Annotated in this window: 17 protein-coding genes and 2 tRNA genes; 10 read left to right on the top strand and 9 right to left on the bottom strand. The window is 52.5% G+C overall.

Annotation, left to right across the window (positions count from 1 at the left end):
• Positions 1–15 precede the first annotated feature (15 nt).
• The 7 genes from WC5_RS20015 to pncC form a co-directional block, all read right to left on the bottom strand.
• Positions 16–92: transfer RNA gene (locus WC5_RS20015), tRNA-Arg, on the bottom strand.
• 3 nt (positions 93–95) lie between these two features.
• Positions 96–188 (bottom strand) — tRNA-Ser (locus WC5_RS20010).
• Positions 189–503: 315 nt separating this feature from the next.
• On the bottom strand, positions 504–689 hold the full coding sequence (gene csrA, locus WC5_RS20005) for a carbon storage regulator CsrA (RefSeq protein ID WP_000906486.1): 186 nt from the start codon (positions 687–689) through the stop codon (positions 504–506).
• Between the two features lie 234 nt (positions 690–923).
• Positions 924–3,554 (bottom strand): alanine--tRNA ligase, encoded by a 2,631-nt coding sequence (alaS, locus tag WC5_RS20000; RefSeq protein ID WP_000047207.1) that lies wholly within the window; start codon positions 3,552–3,554, stop codon positions 924–926.
• Between the two features lie 128 nt (positions 3,555–3,682).
• Positions 3,683–4,183, bottom strand: coding sequence for a recombination regulator RecX (gene recX, locus WC5_RS19995; protein WP_000140512.1), 501 nt, complete (start codon positions 4,181–4,183; stop codon positions 3,683–3,685).
• A gap of 237 nt (positions 4,184–4,420) precedes the next feature.
• Positions 4,421–5,482: a recombinase RecA gene (recA, locus tag WC5_RS19990; RefSeq protein WP_000963153.1), complete on the bottom strand. Its 1,062-nt coding sequence runs from the start codon at positions 5,480–5,482 to the stop codon at positions 4,421–4,423.
• Between the two features lie 79 nt (positions 5,483–5,561).
• Positions 5,562–6,059 (bottom strand): nicotinamide-nucleotide amidase, encoded by a 498-nt coding sequence (gene pncC, locus WC5_RS19985; RefSeq protein WP_010352020.1) that lies wholly within the window; start codon positions 6,057–6,059, stop codon positions 5,562–5,564.
• Between the two features lie 181 nt (positions 6,060–6,240).
• On the opposite strand from pncC, the gene WC5_RS19980 reads away from it, so the two are divergent.
• On the top strand, positions 6,241–6,489 hold the full coding sequence (locus WC5_RS19980) for a hypothetical protein (RefSeq protein WP_000201681.1): 249 nt from the start codon (positions 6,241–6,243) through the stop codon (positions 6,487–6,489).
• Between the two features lie 38 nt (positions 6,490–6,527).
• Here WC5_RS19980 and mltB read toward each other — a convergent pair whose 3' ends face one another.
• Positions 6,528–7,613, bottom strand: a complete 1,086-nt coding sequence (gene mltB / locus WC5_RS19975; RefSeq protein ID WP_000476834.1) for a lytic murein transglycosylase B — start codon at positions 7,611–7,613, stop codon at positions 6,528–6,530.
• Between the two features lie 255 nt (positions 7,614–7,868).
• On the opposite strand from mltB, the gene srlA reads away from it, so the two are divergent.
• The 7 genes from srlA to gutQ all read left to right on the top strand — a co-directional run bounded on the left by srlA (position 7,869) and on the right by gutQ (position 12,829).
• Complete coding sequence (srlA, locus tag WC5_RS19970; protein WP_000573312.1) at positions 7,869–8,432, top strand: PTS glucitol/sorbitol transporter subunit IIC; 564 nt, start codon at positions 7,869–7,871, stop codon at positions 8,430–8,432.
• Positions 8,429–9,388, top strand: coding sequence for a PTS glucitol/sorbitol transporter subunit IIB (gene srlE / locus WC5_RS19965; RefSeq protein ID WP_000196941.1), 960 nt, complete (start codon positions 8,429–8,431; stop codon positions 9,386–9,388). The genes srlA and srlE overlap by 4 nt, the downstream gene beginning before the upstream one ends.
• Positions 9,389–9,398: 10 nt before the next feature.
• Entirely contained in the window at positions 9,399–9,770 is a 372-nt protein-coding gene (gene srlB, locus WC5_RS19960; protein ID WP_000216195.1) for a PTS glucitol/sorbitol transporter subunit IIA, read from the top strand.
• 3 nt (positions 9,771–9,773) lie between these two features.
• A complete protein-coding gene (gene srlD, locus WC5_RS19955) occupies positions 9,774–10,553 on the top strand; it encodes a sorbitol-6-phosphate dehydrogenase (protein WP_016231400.1) in 780 nt (259 codons plus the stop codon).
• 118 nt (positions 10,554–10,671) lie between these two features.
• Positions 10,672–11,031, top strand: a complete 360-nt coding sequence (gene gutM / locus WC5_RS19950) for a transcriptional regulator GutM (RefSeq protein WP_000252898.1) — start codon at positions 10,672–10,674, stop codon at positions 11,029–11,031.
• A 66-nt stretch (positions 11,032–11,097) separates the two neighbouring features.
• The gene (srlR, locus tag WC5_RS19945; RefSeq protein ID WP_000804555.1) at positions 11,098–11,871 is read left to right on the top strand and encodes a glucitol operon DNA-binding transcriptional repressor SrlR; all 774 of its coding nucleotides are present in this window, start codon (positions 11,098–11,100) and stop codon (positions 11,869–11,871) included.
• A complete protein-coding gene (gene gutQ, locus WC5_RS19940; RefSeq protein WP_001287396.1) occupies positions 11,864–12,829 on the top strand; it encodes an arabinose-5-phosphate isomerase GutQ in 966 nt (321 codons plus the stop codon). Before srlR ends, gutQ begins: the two co-directional genes overlap by 8 nt.
• On the opposite strand, the gene norR is transcribed toward gutQ, so the two are convergent.
• Positions 12,826–14,340 (bottom strand): nitric oxide reductase transcriptional regulator NorR, encoded by a 1,515-nt coding sequence (gene norR / locus WC5_RS19935; protein WP_000010718.1) that lies wholly within the window; start codon positions 14,338–14,340, stop codon positions 12,826–12,828. The genes gutQ and norR overlap by 4 nt on opposite strands.
• 186 nt (positions 14,341–14,526) lie before the next feature.
• On the opposite strand from norR, the gene norV reads away from it, so the two are divergent.
• Complete coding sequence (gene norV, locus WC5_RS19930; protein ID WP_000029631.1) at positions 14,527–15,966, top strand: anaerobic nitric oxide reductase flavorubredoxin; 1,440 nt, start codon at positions 14,527–14,529, stop codon at positions 15,964–15,966.
• Positions 15,963–17,096: an NADH:flavorubredoxin reductase NorW gene (gene norW, locus WC5_RS19925; RefSeq protein ID WP_000064715.1), complete on the top strand. Its 1,134-nt coding sequence runs from the start codon at positions 15,963–15,965 to the stop codon at positions 17,094–17,096. Before norV ends, norW begins: the two co-directional genes overlap by 4 nt.
• The last annotated feature ends 126 nt before the right edge of the window (positions 17,097–17,222 follow it).

A 17,222-nucleotide genomic window follows, 5' to 3' on the forward strand; every position in this document is an offset into this window, starting at 1 on the left:
ATATCAAGTAAGAGATGGTGCATCCGGGAGGATTCGAACCTCCGACCGCTCGGTTCGTAGCCGAGTACTCTATCCAGCTGAGCTACGGATGCAAATGGCGGTGAGGCGGGGATTCGAACCCCGGATGCAGCTTTTGACCGCATACTCCCTTAGCAGGGGAGCGCCTTCAGCCTCTCGGCCACCTCACCACACGCCTCTTACGAGTGCTTCGAAGAACTTGTTTATCGCTCATCGTCGCTGCGTGGCGCACATATTACTTTCTGAGACTTATAAGTCAAACAATTTTTCCCACACTTTTATCGTTTGCACACTTCACGCTCAATTAGACTGTAAAAACGTCAAAAAGAGTGTTTTATCAACAGAAAAAATGGCCTATGACAGGCAGGCGTGATGCAGAAAAATGGATGTTAACGTTGAATGAACGGGAGTAACGCGAAAAGAAAATGAAGTGAAGGAGAGATTTTGAGGGTGCGTCTCACCGTTAAAGATGAGACGCGGAAAGATTAGTAACTGGACTGCTGGGATTTTTCAGCCTGGATACGCTGGTAGATCTCTTCACGGTGAACAGAAACTTCCTTCGGGGCATTTACGCCAATACGTACCTGGTTGCCCTTTACCCCTAAAACTGTCACGGTGACCTCATCCCCAATCATGAGGGTCTCACCAACTCGACGAGTCAGAATCAGCATTCTTTGCTCCTTGAAAGATTAAAAGAGTCGGGTCTCTCTGTATCCCGGCATTATCCATCATATAACGCCAAAAAGTAAGCAATGACAAACACATTACATGTAAGCAGTCATGGCATTACATTCTGTTAAACCTAAGTTTAGCCGATATACACAACTTCAACCTGACTTTATCGTTGTCGATAGCGTTGATGCGAATGCCGTGGAGCAAGTCCACGGCATTGCCTGACGCTAATATTATTGCAATTTCGCGCTGACCCAGCCTTTCACACTGGCTAACGCTGCAGGTAAGGCCGCAGCATCCGTACCACCGGCTTGCGCCATGTCAGGACGTCCACCACCCTTGCCGCCCACCTGCTGAGCGACCATACCAATCAGTTCCCCTGCTTTCACACGATCTGTGACGTCCTTAGATACGCCTGCAATCAGAGAAACCTTACCTTCGGCTACCGTTGCCAGCACGATAATTGTCGACCCCAGCTGATTTTTTAAATCGTCAACCATGGTACGCAACATCTTCGGCTCAACACCGTTAAGCTCGCTAACCAACAGCTTAACACCATTAACATCAATTGCCTTACTGGAAAGATTTGCACTCTCCTGCGCGGCAGCCTGTTCTTTAAGCTGTTGTAGCTCTTTTTCCAACTGACGCGTACGTTCCAGTACTGAACGAACTTTATCAGCCAGATTATTGCTATCGCCTTTCAGCAGATGCGCAACTTCGCTTAAGCGATCGCTGTCTGCATGAACGGTGGCAATAGCACCTTCTCCGGTTACAGCTTCGATACGACGAACGCCCGCAGCAGTACCCGATTCAGAGATAATACGGAACAGACCGATATCACCGGTGCGGCTGGCGTGAGTACCGCCACACAGCTCTGTGGAGAAATCGCCCATGCTCAGTACACGTACACGTTCATCATACTTCTCGCCAAATAGCGCCATCGCGCCTTTCGCTTTCGCAGCCTCGAGATCCATGATGTTGGTTTCGATCGGCAAGTTACGACGAATTTGTGCGTTCACCAGATCCTCAACGGCACGAATTTCCTCTGGTTTCATCGCTTCATTATGTGAGAAGTCGAAACGCAGCACTTTGTCGTTAACCAGAGAACCTTTCTGCGATACATGAGTACCCAGAATCTGGCGCAGCGCAGCATGCATCAAGTGCGTTGCGGAGTGATTCAGACGAATACGAGCACGGCGCGCTTCATCAACATCGGCCTGCACCGCGTCGCCCACTTTCAGAGAACCCGCAGCAAGTTTACCGATGTGGCCAATCGCCTGGCCGTATTTCTGCGTATCTTCTACCGCAAAGGAGAAGTTTGCGCCTTTCAGTTCGCCTTTATCGCCAACCTGACCGCCAGATTCTGCATAGAATGGCGTTTGATCCAGCACGACTACCGCTTCCTGGCCTGCATTGATGGCATCAACCGCTTTACCATCAACAAACAGCGCGGTCACTTTGCCGTTCAGTTCCAGATGGTCATAGCCTTTAAATTCAGATGCACTGTCAACACGGATCATTGCGTTGTAATCAGCACCAAAGCCGCTGGCTTCGCGCGCACGACGACGCTGCTCTTCCATTGCTGCTTCAAAGCCAGCTTCGTCAACTTTGATGTTGCGCTCACGACAAACGTCAGCCGTCAGGTCAACCGGGAAGCCGTAAGTGTCGTACAAACGGAAAGCAGTTTCGCCATCCAGCGTATCGCCAGAAAGTTTCGCCAGCTCTTCATCCAGCAGCGCCAGACCGCGCTCCAGAGTACGCGCAAACTGCTCTTCTTCAGTTTTCAGCACCTGCTCAACCTGAGCCTGTTGGCGTTTCAGGTCTTCACCCGCAGAGCCCATGACCTCGATCAGTGGCCCCACCAGCTTGTAGAAGAAGGTTTCTTTCGCGCCCAGCATATTGCCGTGACGCACCGCGCGACGAATGATACGACGCAGTACATAACCACGGTTTTCGTTGGACGGCATTACGCCATCCGCTATCAGGAACGCACAAGAACGAATGTGGTCAGCGATTACGCGCAGCGATTTATTGCTTAGATCGGTCGCGCCAGTGACTTTTGCTACCGCCTGGATCAGCGTGCGGAACAGGTCGATGTCATAGTTAGAGTTAACGTGTTGCAGCACCGCAGCAATACGCTCCAGACCCATACCGGTATCTACAGACGGCTTCGGCAGCGGTTCCATCGTGCCATCAGCCTGACGGTTGAACTGCATGAAGACGATGTTCCAGATCTCAATATAGCGGTCGCCGTCTTCTTCCGGGCTTCCCGGAGGGCCACCCCAGATGTGGTCACCATGATCGTAGAAAATTTCAGTACACGGGCCGCACGGACCAGTGTCACCCATCTGCCAAAAGTTGTCAGACGCGTATGGCGCACCTTTGTTATCACCGATGCGAATAATACGTTCGCGCGGGATACCAACTTCTTTTTCCCAGATTTCGTAGGCTTCGTCGTCGCTTTCATAGACGGTAACCCACAGACGCTCTTTCGGCAGAGCAAACCATTTTTCGCTGGTCAGTAATTCCCATGCAAACTGAATGGCATCGTGTTTGAAATAGTCGCCGAAGCTGAAGTTGCCCAGCATCTCGAAGAAGGTATGGTGACGCGCGGTGTAACCGACGTTTTCCAGGTCGTTGTGTTTACCCCCCGCACGCACGCAGCGTTGGGAGGTGGTAGCGCGGGAATAATTACGCTTGTCGAGCCCAAGGAACACATCCTTGAACTGGTTCATCCCGGCGTTGGTAAACAACAAAGTTGGGTCGTTATGGGGGACCAGGGAGCTGCTGGCAACTACCTGATGTCCCTTACTATGGAAAAAGTCGAGAAACGCCTGACGGATCTCAGCGGTGCTCTTGCTCATAATTATCCTGAAATCAAGCTAACGAAATATCGCCACCAGCAGCAGCAAGTTAATAACCGCTGGGCTGGTAACTGAAAAGTGGGAATAAGATAAGTTTTCTTGACTGGGAAGTAAAATACCGTATGCGTTCAGTCGGCAAAATTTCGCCAAATCTCCTGGATATCTTCCATCAGATAGCCACGATAGAGCAGAAAACGCTGGATCTTAACTTTTTCTGAAAAGACTGTTGGCAGTGGTTCGCCATATTTTCGCGTAGCCTGATCGCGCGCCAGTTCGCACCAGTCGATGTCACATTCACGCATCGCTTTTTCTGTGGCCTCTCGGGAGATACCTTTCTGGTTCAGTTCCTGACGAATACGCGCTGGTCCATAACCTTTACGGCTACGGCTGGCGATAAAGCGCGCAACAAATCGGCTGTCATCGAGATAGCCATGTTCATGGCACCAGGCAATAACACGTTCATAATCCTCTGCCGTGGCATCAATCTCTTCCGGGCCATTTTTGCCCATAATCGGTGCTGCGAGTTTACGTCGCAATTCTTGCTCGCTGTGATCGCGTACCGCCAGAATGCGTACCGCACGATCCAACAGGCGAGCATATGCCGGACGACGGGATGTTGATTCTGTCATGGCATATCCTTAAAACTTAAAAAGCAAAAGGGTCGCAAATGCGACCCTTTTGCTGACAAACAGGTTTAATAGTCAATGAGTGGCAGGATTTCCCCGCAGGCCCTGCTACTCAGAGGATCGAGGTGAGAGTAATTTTTCACGCCAGTGCTGGCCTGTTCCCCTCACCCTAACCCTCTCCCCAAAGGGGCGAGGGGACCGTCCGTGCACACATTATCTATTATCATCAATAACTAACGATTAAAAATCTTCGTTAGTTTCTGCTACGCCTTCGCTGTCATCAACAGAGAAATCCGGCGTTGAGTTCGGGTTGCTCAGCAGCAGCTCACGCACTTTCTTCTCGATCTCTTTCGCGGTTTCCGGGTTGTCTTTCAGCCATGCAGTTGCATTCGCTTTACCCTGGCCGATTTTCTCGCCTTTGTAGCTGTACCATGCACCCGCTTTCTCGATCAGCTTCTCTTTCACGCCCAGATCAACCAGCTCGCCGTAGAAGTTAATACCTTCGCCGTAGAGGATCTGGAATTCAGCCTGTTTAAATGGCGCAGCGATTTTGTTCTTCACCACTTTCACGCGGGTTTCGCTACCCACCACGTTTTCGCCCTCTTTCACCGCGCCGATACGACGGATATCAAGACGAACAGAGGCGTAGAATTTCAGCGCGTTACCACCGGTTGTGGTTTCCGGGTTACCGAACATCACACCAATTTTCATACGGATCTGGTTGATGAAGATCAGCAGCGTGTTGGACTGTTTCAGGTTACCCGCCAGCTTACGCATCGCCTGGCTCATCATACGTGCCGCAAGGCCCATATGAGAGTCGCCGATTTCGCCTTCGATTTCCGCTTTCGGCGTCAGTGCCGCAACGGAGTCAACGACGATAACGTCTACGGCGCCAGAACGCGCCAGGGCGTCACAGATTTCCAGTGCCTGCTCGCCGGTGTCCGGCTGAGAGCACAACAGGTTATCGATATCGACACCCAGTTTACGTGCGTAGACCGGGTCCAGCGCGTGTTCAGCATCGATAAACGCACAAGTTTTACCTTCGCGCTGCGCAGCGGCAATAACCTGCAGCGTCAGTGTCGTTTTACCGGAAGATTCCGGTCCGTAGATTTCGACAATACGCCCCATCGGCAGACCGCCTGCCCCGAGCGCGATATCCAGTGAAAGCGAACCGGTAGAGATGGTTTCCACATCCATAGAACGGTCTTCACCCAGGCGCATGATGGAGCCTTTACCAAATTGTTTCTCAATCTGGCCCAGTGCTGCCGCCAACGCTTTCTGTTTGTTTTCGTCGATAGCCATTTTTACTCCTGTCATGCCGGGTATTACCGGATAGTCAATATATTCTGTTGAAGCAATTATACTGTATGCTCATACAGTATCAAGTGTTTTGTAGAAATTGTTGCCACAACGTCTGCAATGCATAAGCCGTCGCCTTCCGACGCACCGCATCACGGTCACCGCTGAAGCATTCCCGGCGGGTAATACCTTCGCCGCTGGCTGAAGCAAAAGCAAACCAGACAGTGCCAACTGGCTTCTCTTCGCTGCCGCCATCCGGCCCGGCGATACCGCTGATAGAAACGGCATAATCGGCACGAGCCGCTTTCAGGGCGCCAATCGCCATTTCCACCACGACGGGTTCACTCACCGCGCCATGCTGCACCAGCGTCTCATCTCGCACGCCGATCATCTGCGATTTGGCCTCGTTACTGTAGGTGACAAATCCGCGTTCAAACCAGGCGGAACTGCCAGCAATATCAGTAATAACTTTCGCTACCCAGCCACCGGTACAAGACTCAGCGGTTGTTACGATTGCGCCACGGGCTTTCAGCGCCTGCCCTACCTGTCCGCTTAATTGCATCAGTTCACTGTCAGTCATCACAACCTCTGTCAGTCAGATATTTATGCCGGACAAGATAGCACTTTCCCGTAAAAGATGGGGACGAGCGATTCATTTTACGAGTCGCATTCCGAAATAAGACTGTTACGACCAACCAGTAAAGAAAAAAGGCTACCATGCCGCGTTCGCATTGATATGTATTCACAGGGAGAGAAAAGTAATGGCAACAAAGAAAACGGATAACACCCCACAAAACGTACTCAAACAGACCACGCAAATGCGTATGTGGGTCACCATTGGCGGCGTCAGCGCCCTGGTTGCAGTGGTATGTAAGATTTTATCTTCCGGCTATCTTGAACCTTTCGATTTTGGTCAGGCTGCGTTAGGCGTTGTCTGCCTGGGATATACAGTGTCGCTGTCTAAGAAAATCAAACAATTACGTCAGCAATCTCTTTCGAATAAACAGTAAGATAGCAGAGGGAGGTTTAACCTCCCTCTTGCAAATAATTACTGTACGCGCGCCAGCGCCACGGCTTGTCCTAACTGCCAGACCGCCATTGCGTAGTGAGTGCTGTGGTTGTAACGGGTAATAGTGTAGAAGTTCGGCAAACCGTACCAGTACTGATACCCCGTCCCGACATCCAGACGCAGCAAGCTGGCCTGCTGATGATTGCCCAGTGGCTGCTGTGGCGTCAGCCCTGCCGCTGCAAGTTGTGAAATGCTGTACTTGGTTTTGAAGCCATTTGGCAAGCCCGGAGCCTGACCATTTGCCATTACAGCGACCTGATCGCCTTTCACCCAGCCATGCGCTTTGAAATAGTTCGCCACGCTGCCAATGGCATCAACCGGGTCCCACAGGTTGATATGCCCGTCGCCGCTGAAATCCACTGCGTATTGTTTGTAAGACGATGGCATAAACTGACCGTAGCCCATTGCACCGGCAAAGGAACCTTTCAGATTGAGCGGATCGTCCTGCTCATCGCGCGCCATTAGCAGGAAGGTTTCCAGTTCACCAGAGAAATACTCCGCGCGGCGCGGGTAGTTAAATGACAGCGTCGCCAACGCATCGAGGATGCGAGTTTTACCCATCACGCGTCCCCAGCGGGTTTCAACGCCGATAATCCCGACGATAATTTCCGGCGGTACGCCATACACCTGCCACGCGCGATTCAGCGCATCTTCATACTGGTTCCAGAAAACCACGCCGTTCTGCACGTTATCCGGAGTAATAAATTTTTTGCGATAACGCAGCCATGCGCCGTTCGGGCCAGATGGCGGCTTCACCGATGTGGTTGGTGCCTGGTTATCCATCAGCCGCAGTACCGAATCCAGACGTTTCGCCTGGGAGAGGATTTCCTGCAACTGCTGACGATTGAAGCCGTGTTTTTTCACCATTTTGTCGATGAACTGCTGCGCATTCGGGTTGTTAGCAAAGTCACCGCCCATCTGCATCACATTGTGCTGCGGCTCAAGCAGGAAGCCGCCGGACGGCGTTCCGGTGGTCGTTTCAGTCTCAGTAGGTTTTGGCTTGCTGCTACAGGCGGCAAGCAACACAAAAAGGGGAAGCAATGTTACATAACGACGCTTGAACATGAGGAGTCCATTTAACAGATTCAACCAGGGGCAAGTATGGTAAAGCATCCCGCCCCGCACAAGGAAGCGGTAGTCACTGCCCAATACGGACTTTACATAACACAAATCACCTTCCTCACCATCCTTTCAACCAAACTTTCAAATTAAAATATTTATCTTTCATTTTGCGATCAAAATAACACTTTTAAATCTTTCAATCTGATTAGATTGTGTTGCCGTTTGGTAATAAAACAATAAATTTTAAAGGAGAGAACAATGATAGAAACCATTACTCATGGCGCAGAGTGGTTCATCGGGCTGTTCCAGAAAGGTGGAGAGGTGTTTACCGGGATGGTGACCGGCATTCTTCCGCTGTTGATAAGCCTGCTGGTAATCATGAACGCGCTGATTAATTTTATCGGGCAGCACCGCATTGAACGATTTGCTCAACGTTGCGCCGGCAATCCTGTTTCCCGTTACCTGCTATTACCGTGTATTGGCACGTTTGTTTTTTGTAACCCAATGACCTTAAGCCTGGGCCGTTTTATGCCGGAAAAGTTCAAACCCAGCTATTACGCGGCGGCTTCTTATAGCTGCCACTCAATGAACGGTCTCTTCCCTCATATCAACCCCGGCGAACTGTTTGTTTATCTGGGAATTGCCAGCGGTCTGACGACGCTGAATCTGCCACTTGGCCCACTGGCAGTGAGCTACCTGCTGGTTGGTCTGATTACGAACTTCTTCCGTGGCTGGGTGACCGACCTGACCACCGCCATTTTTGAGAAAAAAATGGGCATTCAACTTGAACAAAAAGTTCACCTGGCTGGAGCGACATCATGACGCGTATTCGGATCGAAAAAGGCACTGGTGGCTGGGGTGGCCCGCTTGAACTGGAAGCCACGCCAGGTAAAAAAATCGTCTATATCACCGCCGGAACCCGGCCTGCAATTGTCGACAAACTGGCACAGCTTACTGGCTGGCAGACTATCGACGGCTTTAAAGAAGGTGAACCTGCGGAAGCGGAAATCGGCGTTGCAGTAATCGACTGCGGCGGCACACTGCGCTGCGGCATCTATCCAAAACGGCGTATTCCCACCATTAATATCCACTCGACGGGCAAGTCCGGTCCGCTGGCGCAGTACATCGTGGAAGATATTTATGTCTCTGGCGTGAAAGAAGAAAATATTACTGTGGTCGGCGCTGAAACTCCGCAACCCTCTTCCGTTGGTCGTGACTACGACACCAGCAAGAAAATCACCGAACAAAGCGATGGTTTACTGGCGAAAGTGGGAATGGGCATGGGGTCTGCCGTTGCCGTGCTGTTTCAGTCCGGGCGCGACACTATCGACACCGTATTAAAAACCATTCTGCCGTTTATGGCGTTCGTCTCGGCGCTCATCGGCATCATTATGGCTTCCGGCCTTGGCGACTGGATTGCCCACGGTCTTGCTCCGCTGGCGAGCCATCCACTGGGGCTGGTAATGCTGGCGCTTATCTGCTCCTTCCCGCTGCTTTCGCCTTTCCTTGGGCCTGGCGCCGTTATCGCGCAGGTTATCGGCGTATTGATTGGTGTGCAGATTGGTCTCGGCAATATTCCGCCGCATCTGGCTTTACCGGCGCTGTTTGCCATCAACGCGCAGGCGGCCTGCGACTTTATCCCGGTCGGTTTATCGCTGGCGGAAGCCCGTCAGGACACGGTTCGCGTCGGGGTCCCTTCTGTACTGGTGAGCCGCTTTTTGACCGGCGCACCAACTGTACTGATCGCCTGGTTTGTCTCCGGTTTTATCTATCAATAGAGGCTGAAACATGACCGTTATTTATCAGACCACCATCACCCGTATCGGCGCGAGCGCCACTGACGCCTTCAGCGACCAGATGCTCATCACCTTTCGTGAAGGCGCACCTGCGGATCTCGAAGAGTATTGCTTCATCCATTGCCACGGCGAATTGAAAGGAGAACTCCATCCCGGTTTGCAATTTTCACTCGGGCAGCATCGCTATCCAGTGACCGCCGTTGGCAGCGTGGCGGAAGACAACCTTCGCGAACTGGGTCATGTCACCCTGCGCTTCGATGGTTTAAGCGAAGCGGAATTTCCGGGCACTGTCCATGTGGCAGGCCCTGTACCCGACGATATCGCGCCGGGATCGGTTTTGAAGTTTGAATCTGTTAAGGAGTAAAAAATGAATCAGGTTGCCGTTGTCATCGGTGGTGGGCAAACTCTGGGCGCGTTCCTGTGCCATGGTCTGGCTGCCGAGGGGTATCGTGTGGCAGTTGTCGATATTCAGAGCGACAAAGCCGCAAATGTGGCGCAAGAAATTAACGCCGAATATGGTGAGGGAACGGCGTACGGTTTTGGTGCTGACGCCACCAGCGAGCAGAGCGTTCTGGCGCTCTCTCGTGGGATAGATGAAATCTTTGGTCGCGTCGATTTACTGGTCTACAGCGCCGGAATTGCAAAAGCAGCGTTTATCAACGATTTCCAGCTCGGCGATTTTGACCGTTCGCTACAGGTGAATCTGGTGGGCTATTTCCTGTGCGCGCGTGAATTTTCGCGTTTGATGATCCGCGACGGCATTCAGGGACGCATTATTCAGATCAACTCGAAATCCGGCAAGGTGGGCAGTAAACATAACTCTGGCTACAGCGCCGCGAAATTTGGTGGCGTAGGGCTGACTCAATCACTGGCGCTGGATCTGGCAGAGTACGGCATTACGGTGCATTCGCTGATGCTCGGTAACCTGCTGAAATCGCCGATGTTCCAGTCACTGTTGCCGCAATACGCCACCAAGCTGGGTATCAAACCGGACGAAGTCGAGCACTATTACATCGATAAAGTACCGCTCAAACGCGGCTGCGATTATCAGGATGTGCTGAATATGCTGCTGTTCTACGCCAGTCCAAAGGCGTCGTACTGCACCGGACAGTCGATCAATGTCACTGGCGGTCAGGTGATGTTCTGATCAACAGCGGAGATCCTTTTAGGATTTCAGACTGATGACAATGTTCAAAAAGGGTTCGGACGATCCCCTCGCCTCTTTGGGGTGAGGGGGAAAACCGTACCCACATTTAGGAGAAGTTATGGTATCAGCTCTCATCACCGTCGCCGTTATCGCCTGGTGTGCGCAACTGGCCTTAGGCGGCTGGCAAATTTCTCGTTTTAATCGAGCCTTCGACGCGCTCTGCCAGCAAGGGCGCGTCGGTGTAGGCCGTTCCAGTGGGCGCTTTAAGCCACGGGTCGTGGTCGCCATCGCCCTGGACGATCAGCAGCGCGTCACCGACACCTTGTTTATGAAAGGACTGACCGTTTTCGCCCGACCACAAAAAATTCCCGCAATTAAGGGTATGTATTCTGGTGATTTAAAGCCCGATGTGATCTTTCCCCATGATCCACTATCACAGAATGCTCTATCATTGGCGCTTAAACTGAAACGTAGATAATTTCGTTGTGAATGTTACTAGCTTGCGAAGTTATCATTTTGAAACCTAAATCAGGTAATCACGCCCATGAAACCTCGTCAGCGTCAGGCCGCCATTCTGGAGTATCTGCAAAAGCAGGGGAAATGCTCGGTTGAAGAATTGGCGCAATACTTTGACACCACAGGCACCACCATTCGCAAAGATCTGGTTATTCTGGAACATGCCGGAACCGTCATCCGAACCTATGGCGGCGTGGTGTTAAATAAAGAGGAATCCGATCCGCCTATCGATCATAAAACGCTCATCAACACCCATAAGAAAGAGCTGATTGCAGAAGCTGCCGTTAGTTTTATTCATGATGGCGATTCGATCATTCTCGATGCTGGCAGTACCGTGTTGCAGATGGTCCCCATGTTATCGCGCTTTAATAACATCACGGTGATGACCAACAGCCTGCATATCGTCAACGCGCTATCCGAACTGGATAACGAACAAACCATCCTGATGCCAGGCGGAACATTTCGCAAAAAATCGGCCTCATTTCACGGGCAACTGGCAGAGAATGCCTTCGAGCATTTCACCTTCGATAAATTATTTATGGGCACCGACGGCATCGATCTCAATGCGGGCGTAACCACGTTCAACGAGGTTTATACCGTCAGTAAGGCGATGTGTAATGCCGCGCGCGAAGTGATTTTGATGGCTGACTCATCGAAGTTTGGTCGTAAAAGCCCCAACGTAGTTTGCAGTCTTGAAAGCGTCGATAAACTGATTACCGACGCAGGTATCGATCCGGCGTTTCGTCAGGCGCTGGAAGAGAAAGGGATCGACGTGATCATAACCGGAGAAAGCAATGAGTGAAGCACTACTGAACGCGGGACGTCAGACGTTAATACTGGAGTTGCAGGAAGCAAGCCGTTTACCGGAACGTCTGGGCGATGATTTTGTTCGCGCCGCCAATATCATCCTGCACTGCGAAGGCAAAGTGGTGGTTTCGGGAATTGGCAAATCGGGCCACATTGGTAAGAAAATCGCCGCAACGCTTGCCAGTACCGGCACACCGGCTTTTTTTGTCCATCCCGCAGAAGCACTGCACGGCGATCTGGGGATGATTGAAAGCCGCGATGTGATGCTGTTTATCTCTTACTCCGGTGGCGCGAAGGAACTGGATCTGATTATTCCGCGTCTGGAAGACAAATCTATCGCCCTGCTGGCGATGACTGGCAAACCGACATCACCGCTGGGTCTGGCGGCGAAAGCGGTGCTGGATATTTCCGTAGAACGCGAAGCCTGCCCGATGCACCTTGCGCCGACCTCCAGCACCGTCAATACCCTGATGATGGGCGATGCGCTGGCGATGGCGGTCATGCAGGCGCGCGGATTTAATGAAGAAGATTTTGCCCGCTCCCACCCTGCCGGCGCGCTGGGCGCTCGCTTGCTGAACAAAGTGCATCATCTGATGCGCCGTGATGACGCCATCCCTCAGGTAGCGTTAACCGCCAGCGTGATGGACGCGATGCTGGAACTCAGCCGCACCGGTCTGGGGCTGGTGGCAGTATGTGACGCTCAACAACAGGTACAAGGCGTCTTTACTGACGGCGATTTACGTCGCTGGCTGGTTGGCGGCGGCGCACTCACCACGCCGGTGAATGAAGCGATGACGGCAGGCGGCACCACATTACAGGCACAAAGTCGCGCTATCGACGCCAAAGAAATCCTGATGAAGCGCAAAATCACCGCCGCACCGGTGGTGGATGAAAACGGCAAACTCACCGGCGCGATTAACCTGCAGGATTTCTATCAGGCCGGGATTATTTAATCCTTCAACCCCAGACGTTTCGCCAGCCGATGCAGGTTGGCGACGTCAGTTTCCAGCATCCGTGCGCAGGCAGCCCAGTTGTGATGATTTTGCACCAGTGCCTGGCGAATAGTTTCACGCTGGAACACTTCTGTCGCTTCACGCAGGTTTTGCTTAACAACGGGCACCGCTGCCACTTCTGGCGGCGGCACCGTCACTTCTGGAAAAGCAAAATGTTGCGCCTCGAGAATCACTTCATCGCCGCTGCGGGTCGCTCTCGCCAGCACCACCGCCCGATGAATAGCATGTTCCAGTTCACGCACGTTCCCCGGAAAACTATAGTGTTGCAATAAATTCCGTGCTCCGGCGCTTAATACCACGCGAGAAAGCCCCAGTCGCAGGCGGCACTGCTCGCAGAAATACCCCGCCAGCAGAATGACGTCATCGCCCCGCTCACGCAGCGGCGGCACCGAAAGCGGAAACACGCTCAGGCGGTGGAACAAGTCAGCGCGAAATCGCCCTGCCAGCACCTCTTCGCGTAAGTCGCGGTTAGTCGCCGCCAGCACGCGCACATCGACCCGCAAACTACGGTCATCGCCAACGCGCTGAATATCGCCATACTGCAACACCCTCAGCAGCTTGGCCTGCAATGCCAACGACAACTCGCCGATCTCATCCAGAAACAGCGTGCCGTTATCCGCCATTTCAAACTTCCCGCTGCGGTTACTGATAGCGCCAGTAAACGCTCCTTTCACATGCCCGAACAATTCACTTTCCGCCACACTTTCCGGCAGTGCGGCACAGTTGAGATAGACCAGCGGATTCACCGCACGTGGCGAGGCTTCATGAATCGCTTTCGCCACCAGCTCCTTACCGGTTCCCGTCTCACCGCTGATCAGGACGTTGAGATCGGAGGCCGCCACAATCTCAATCTCTTTTTTCAGTTGCGTCATGCCTGGGGACAAGCCAATCATCTGCATCTGTTTCACCGCTTCAAACGGCGCGGCATCGCCCGGCAGCATATTCTGGCTTTCCAGTTGTTCAATCAGTAACGCATTGCTTAACGCCCCCGCCGCCAGCGCGGCAATCAGCCGTAACTCTTCATCGCTGAAAACATCGAACTGATCGGGCTGCATCCCGTCGAGCGTCAGTGCGCCGATCAGGTTTTGTCCGGCAAACAACGGCAGGCCAACGCAGGCGTGAACCTTCAGACTCTCCTGACCAGGAATCAAACCGTCATAGGGATCGGGCAATTCGCTGTCTGCGGGAAAACGCACCACATCACCCGCGCGGGCAATCGCTTCCAGCCGTGGATGCCCTTCCAGCGCAAAACGCCTGCCGAGTACATCCTTCGCCAGCCCGTCGATGGCAAGCGGAATAAACTGCCGCGAGTCGTAACGTAGCAACGCAGACGCATCGCACTCCAGCACCTGACGCAGCGTGGTGATCAGGCGCTGAAAACGATCCTGATGACCAATCCCACGCTGCAATTCGATGGCGATATTCGCCAGCACATCAACGGAAAAACTCATCTTTGCCTCACTGTCAATTTGACTATAGATATTGTCATATCGACCATTTTATTGATAGTCATTTTGACTACTCACTAATGAGCACAAATAAATTTATATAGTAAAAACAATAAGATAAAAAACTGGCACGCAATCTGCAATTAACAAAACATCTTTTTAGAACACGCTGAATAAATTGAGGTTGCTATGTCTATTGTGGTGAAAAATAACATTCATTGGGTGGGTCAACGTGACTGGGAAGTGCGTGATTTTCACGGCACGGAATATAAAACGCTGCGCGGCAGCAGTTACAACAGCTACCTCATCCGCGAAGAAAAAAACGTGCTGATCGACACCGTTGACCATAAATTCAGCCGCGAATTTGTGCAGAACCTGCGTAATGAAATCGATCTGGCGGATATTGATTACATCGTGATTAACCATGCTGAAGAGGATCACGCCGGGGCGCTGACCGAACTAATGGCGCAAATTCCCGATACGCCGATCTACTGTACAGCCAACGCTATCGACTCGATAAATGGTCATCACCATCATCCGGAGTGGAATTTTAATGTGGTGAAAACTGGCGACACGCTGGATATCGGCAACGGCAAACAGCTCATTTTTGTCGAAACGCCAATGCTGCACTGGCCGGACAGCATGATGACTTACCTGACAGGCGACGCGGTGCTGTTCAGTAACGATGCTTTTGGTCAGCACTACTGCGACGAGCATCTGTTCAACGATGAAGTGGATCAGACCGAGCTTTTCGAGCAGTGCCAGCGTTACTACGCCAATATCCTGACGCCGTTCAGCCGCCTGGTAACGCCGAAAATTACCGAGATCCTGGGCTTTAACTTGCCAGTCGATATGATAGCGACCTCTCACGGCGTGGTATGGCGCGATAACCCGACGCAAATTGTCGAGCTGTACCTGAAATGGGCGGCGGATTATCAGGAAGACAGAATCACCATTTTCTACGACACCATGTCGAATAATACCCGCATGATGGCTGACGCTATCGCCCAGGGGATCGCGGAAACCGACCCGCGCGTAGCGGTGAAAATTTTCAACGTCGCCCGAAGCGATAAAAACGAAATCCTGACCAATGTCTTCCGCTCAAAAGGCGTGCTGGTCGGCACTTCGACGATGAATAACGTGATGATGCCGAAAATCGCCGGGCTGGTGGAGGAGATGACCGGATTGCGCTTTCGTAATAAACGCGCCAGTGCTTTCGGCTCTCACGGCTGGAGCGGCGGTGCGGTGGATCGTCTTTCCACTCGCCTGCAGGATGCAGGTTTCGAAATGTCGCTTAGCCTGAAAGCCAAATGGCGACCGGATCAGGACGCTCTGGAGTTATGCCGTGAACACGGTCGTGAAATTGCCCGTCAATGGGCGCTTTCGCCGCTGCCGCAGAACACGGTGAATACGGTGGTTAAAGAAGAAACCTATGCCACCACGACGGCTGACCTCGGCCCACGGATGCAGTGCAGCGTCTGCCAGTGGATTTACGATCCGGTAAAAGGCGAGCCAATGCAGGACGTTGCACCAGGAACGCCGTGGAGTGAAGTCCCGGACAACTTCCTGTGCCCGGAATGTTCCCTCGGTAAAGACGTCTTTGACGAACTGGCATCGGAGGCAAAATGAGCAACGGCATTGTGATCATTGGTTCGGGCTTCGCCGCCCGCCAACTGGTGAAAAATATTCGCAAACAGGACGCCAGTATTCCGTTAACCCTGATTGCCGCCGACAGCATGGATGAGTACAACAAACCTGACCTCAGCCATGTGATCAGTCAGGGGCAACGTGCCGACGACCTTACCCGCCAGACGGCAGGTGAATTTGCCGAGCAGTTTAATCTGCGCCTGTTTCCGCACACCTGGGTGACGGATATCGATGCCGAAGCCCATGTGGTGAAAAGCCAGAATAATCAGTGGCAATATGACAAGTTAGTGCTGGCAACCGGTGCCAGCGCCTTTGTCCCGCCAGTGCCCGGGCGTGAGTTAATGCTGACGTTAAATAGTCAGCAAGAGTATCGCGCCTGTGAAACGCAACTGCGGGATGCCCGACGCGTGTTGATTGTCGGCGGTGGTTTGATTGGTAGCGAACTGGCGATGGATTTTTGTCGTGCAGGCAAAGCGGTCACGCTAATCGACAACGCAGCCAGTATTCTGGCATCGTTAATGCCACCGGAAGTAAGCAGCCGCTTGCAGCATCGGTTGACGGAGATGGGCGTTCATCTGCTGTTGAAATCTCAGTTGCAGGGGCTGGAAAAAACGGATTCTGGCATTCGGGCAACGCTGGACCGCCAGCGCAGCATCGAAGTGGATGTGGTAATTGCCGCCACCGGACTGCGCCCGGAAACGGCACTGGCACGACGCGCCGGGCTGACGATTAATCGCGGCGTTTGCGTCGATAGTTATCTGCAAACCAGTAATGCCGATATTTATGCGCTGGGCGATTGCGCAGAAATTAACGGTCAGGTACTGCCGTTCCTCCAGCCGATTCAACTTAGCGCGATGGTGCTGGCAAAAAATCTTCTCGGCAATAACACGCCGCTGAAACTACCGGCGATGCTGGTAAAAATCAAAACGCCGGAATTACCTCTGCATCTGGCAGGGGAAACCCAGCGTCAGGATTTACGCTGGCAGATTTGTACCGAAAGCCAGGGAATGGTGGCGCGCGGCGTTGACGATGCTGACCAGCTTCGCGCCTTTGTGGTCAGTGAGGATCGGATGAAAGAGGCATTTGGATTGTTGAAAACGTTGCCGGTGTAGACATGGTTCTCTCCCTCGTCCTGGAAGGGCGAGAAAGTCATTGTGCGCACCAGTGTCAGCAGTTCCCCTCACCCTAACCCTCTCCCCAGTGGGGCGAGGGGACTGTTCGTGCTTTTTTTAAGATTC

The sequence above is a fragment of the Escherichia sp. KTE114 genome, assembly GCF_000407765.1.
GTDB lineage: Bacteria > Pseudomonadota > Gammaproteobacteria > Enterobacterales > Enterobacteriaceae > Escherichia > Escherichia ruysiae.

Excerpts from the sequence above, each read along its gene's own strand:
- csrA (WP_000906486.1), bottom strand. The coding sequence starts at position 689 with ATGCTGATTCTGACTCGTCGAGTTGGTGAGACCCTCATGATTGGGGAT.
- alaS (WP_000047207.1), bottom strand. The coding sequence starts at position 3,554 with ATGAGCAAGAGCACCGCTGAGATCCGTCAGGCGTTTCTCGACTTTTTC.
- recX (WP_000140512.1), bottom strand. The coding sequence starts at position 4,183 with ATGACAGAATCAACATCCCGTCGTCCGGCATATGCTCGCCTGTTGGAT.
- recA (WP_000963153.1), bottom strand. The coding sequence starts at position 5,482 with ATGGCTATCGACGAAAACAAACAGAAAGCGTTGGCGGCAGCACTGGGC.
- pncC (WP_010352020.1), bottom strand. The coding sequence starts at position 6,059 with ATGACTGACAGTGAACTGATGCAATTAAGCGGACAGGTAGGGCAGGCG.
- WC5_RS19980 (WP_000201681.1), top strand. The coding sequence starts at position 6,241 with ATGGCAACAAAGAAAACGGATAACACCCCACAAAACGTACTCAAACAG.
- mltB (WP_000476834.1), bottom strand. The coding sequence starts at position 7,613 with ATGTTCAAGCGTCGTTATGTAACATTGCTTCCCCTTTTTGTGTTGCTT.
- srlA (WP_000573312.1), top strand. The coding sequence starts at position 7,869 with ATGATAGAAACCATTACTCATGGCGCAGAGTGGTTCATCGGGCTGTTC.
- srlE (WP_000196941.1), top strand. The coding sequence starts at position 8,429 with ATGACGCGTATTCGGATCGAAAAAGGCACTGGTGGCTGGGGTGGCCCG.
- srlB (WP_000216195.1), top strand. The coding sequence starts at position 9,399 with ATGACCGTTATTTATCAGACCACCATCACCCGTATCGGCGCGAGCGCC.
- srlD (WP_016231400.1), top strand. The coding sequence starts at position 9,774 with ATGAATCAGGTTGCCGTTGTCATCGGTGGTGGGCAAACTCTGGGCGCG.
- gutM (WP_000252898.1), top strand. The coding sequence starts at position 10,672 with ATGGTATCAGCTCTCATCACCGTCGCCGTTATCGCCTGGTGTGCGCAA.
- srlR (WP_000804555.1), top strand. The coding sequence starts at position 11,098 with ATGAAACCTCGTCAGCGTCAGGCCGCCATTCTGGAGTATCTGCAAAAG.
- gutQ (WP_001287396.1), top strand. The coding sequence starts at position 11,864 with ATGAGTGAAGCACTACTGAACGCGGGACGTCAGACGTTAATACTGGAG.
- norR (WP_000010718.1), bottom strand. The coding sequence starts at position 14,340 with ATGAGTTTTTCCGTTGATGTGCTGGCGAATATCGCCATCGAATTGCAG.
- norV (WP_000029631.1), top strand. The coding sequence starts at position 14,527 with ATGTCTATTGTGGTGAAAAATAACATTCATTGGGTGGGTCAACGTGAC.
- norW (WP_000064715.1), top strand. The coding sequence starts at position 15,963 with ATGAGCAACGGCATTGTGATCATTGGTTCGGGCTTCGCCGCCCGCCAA.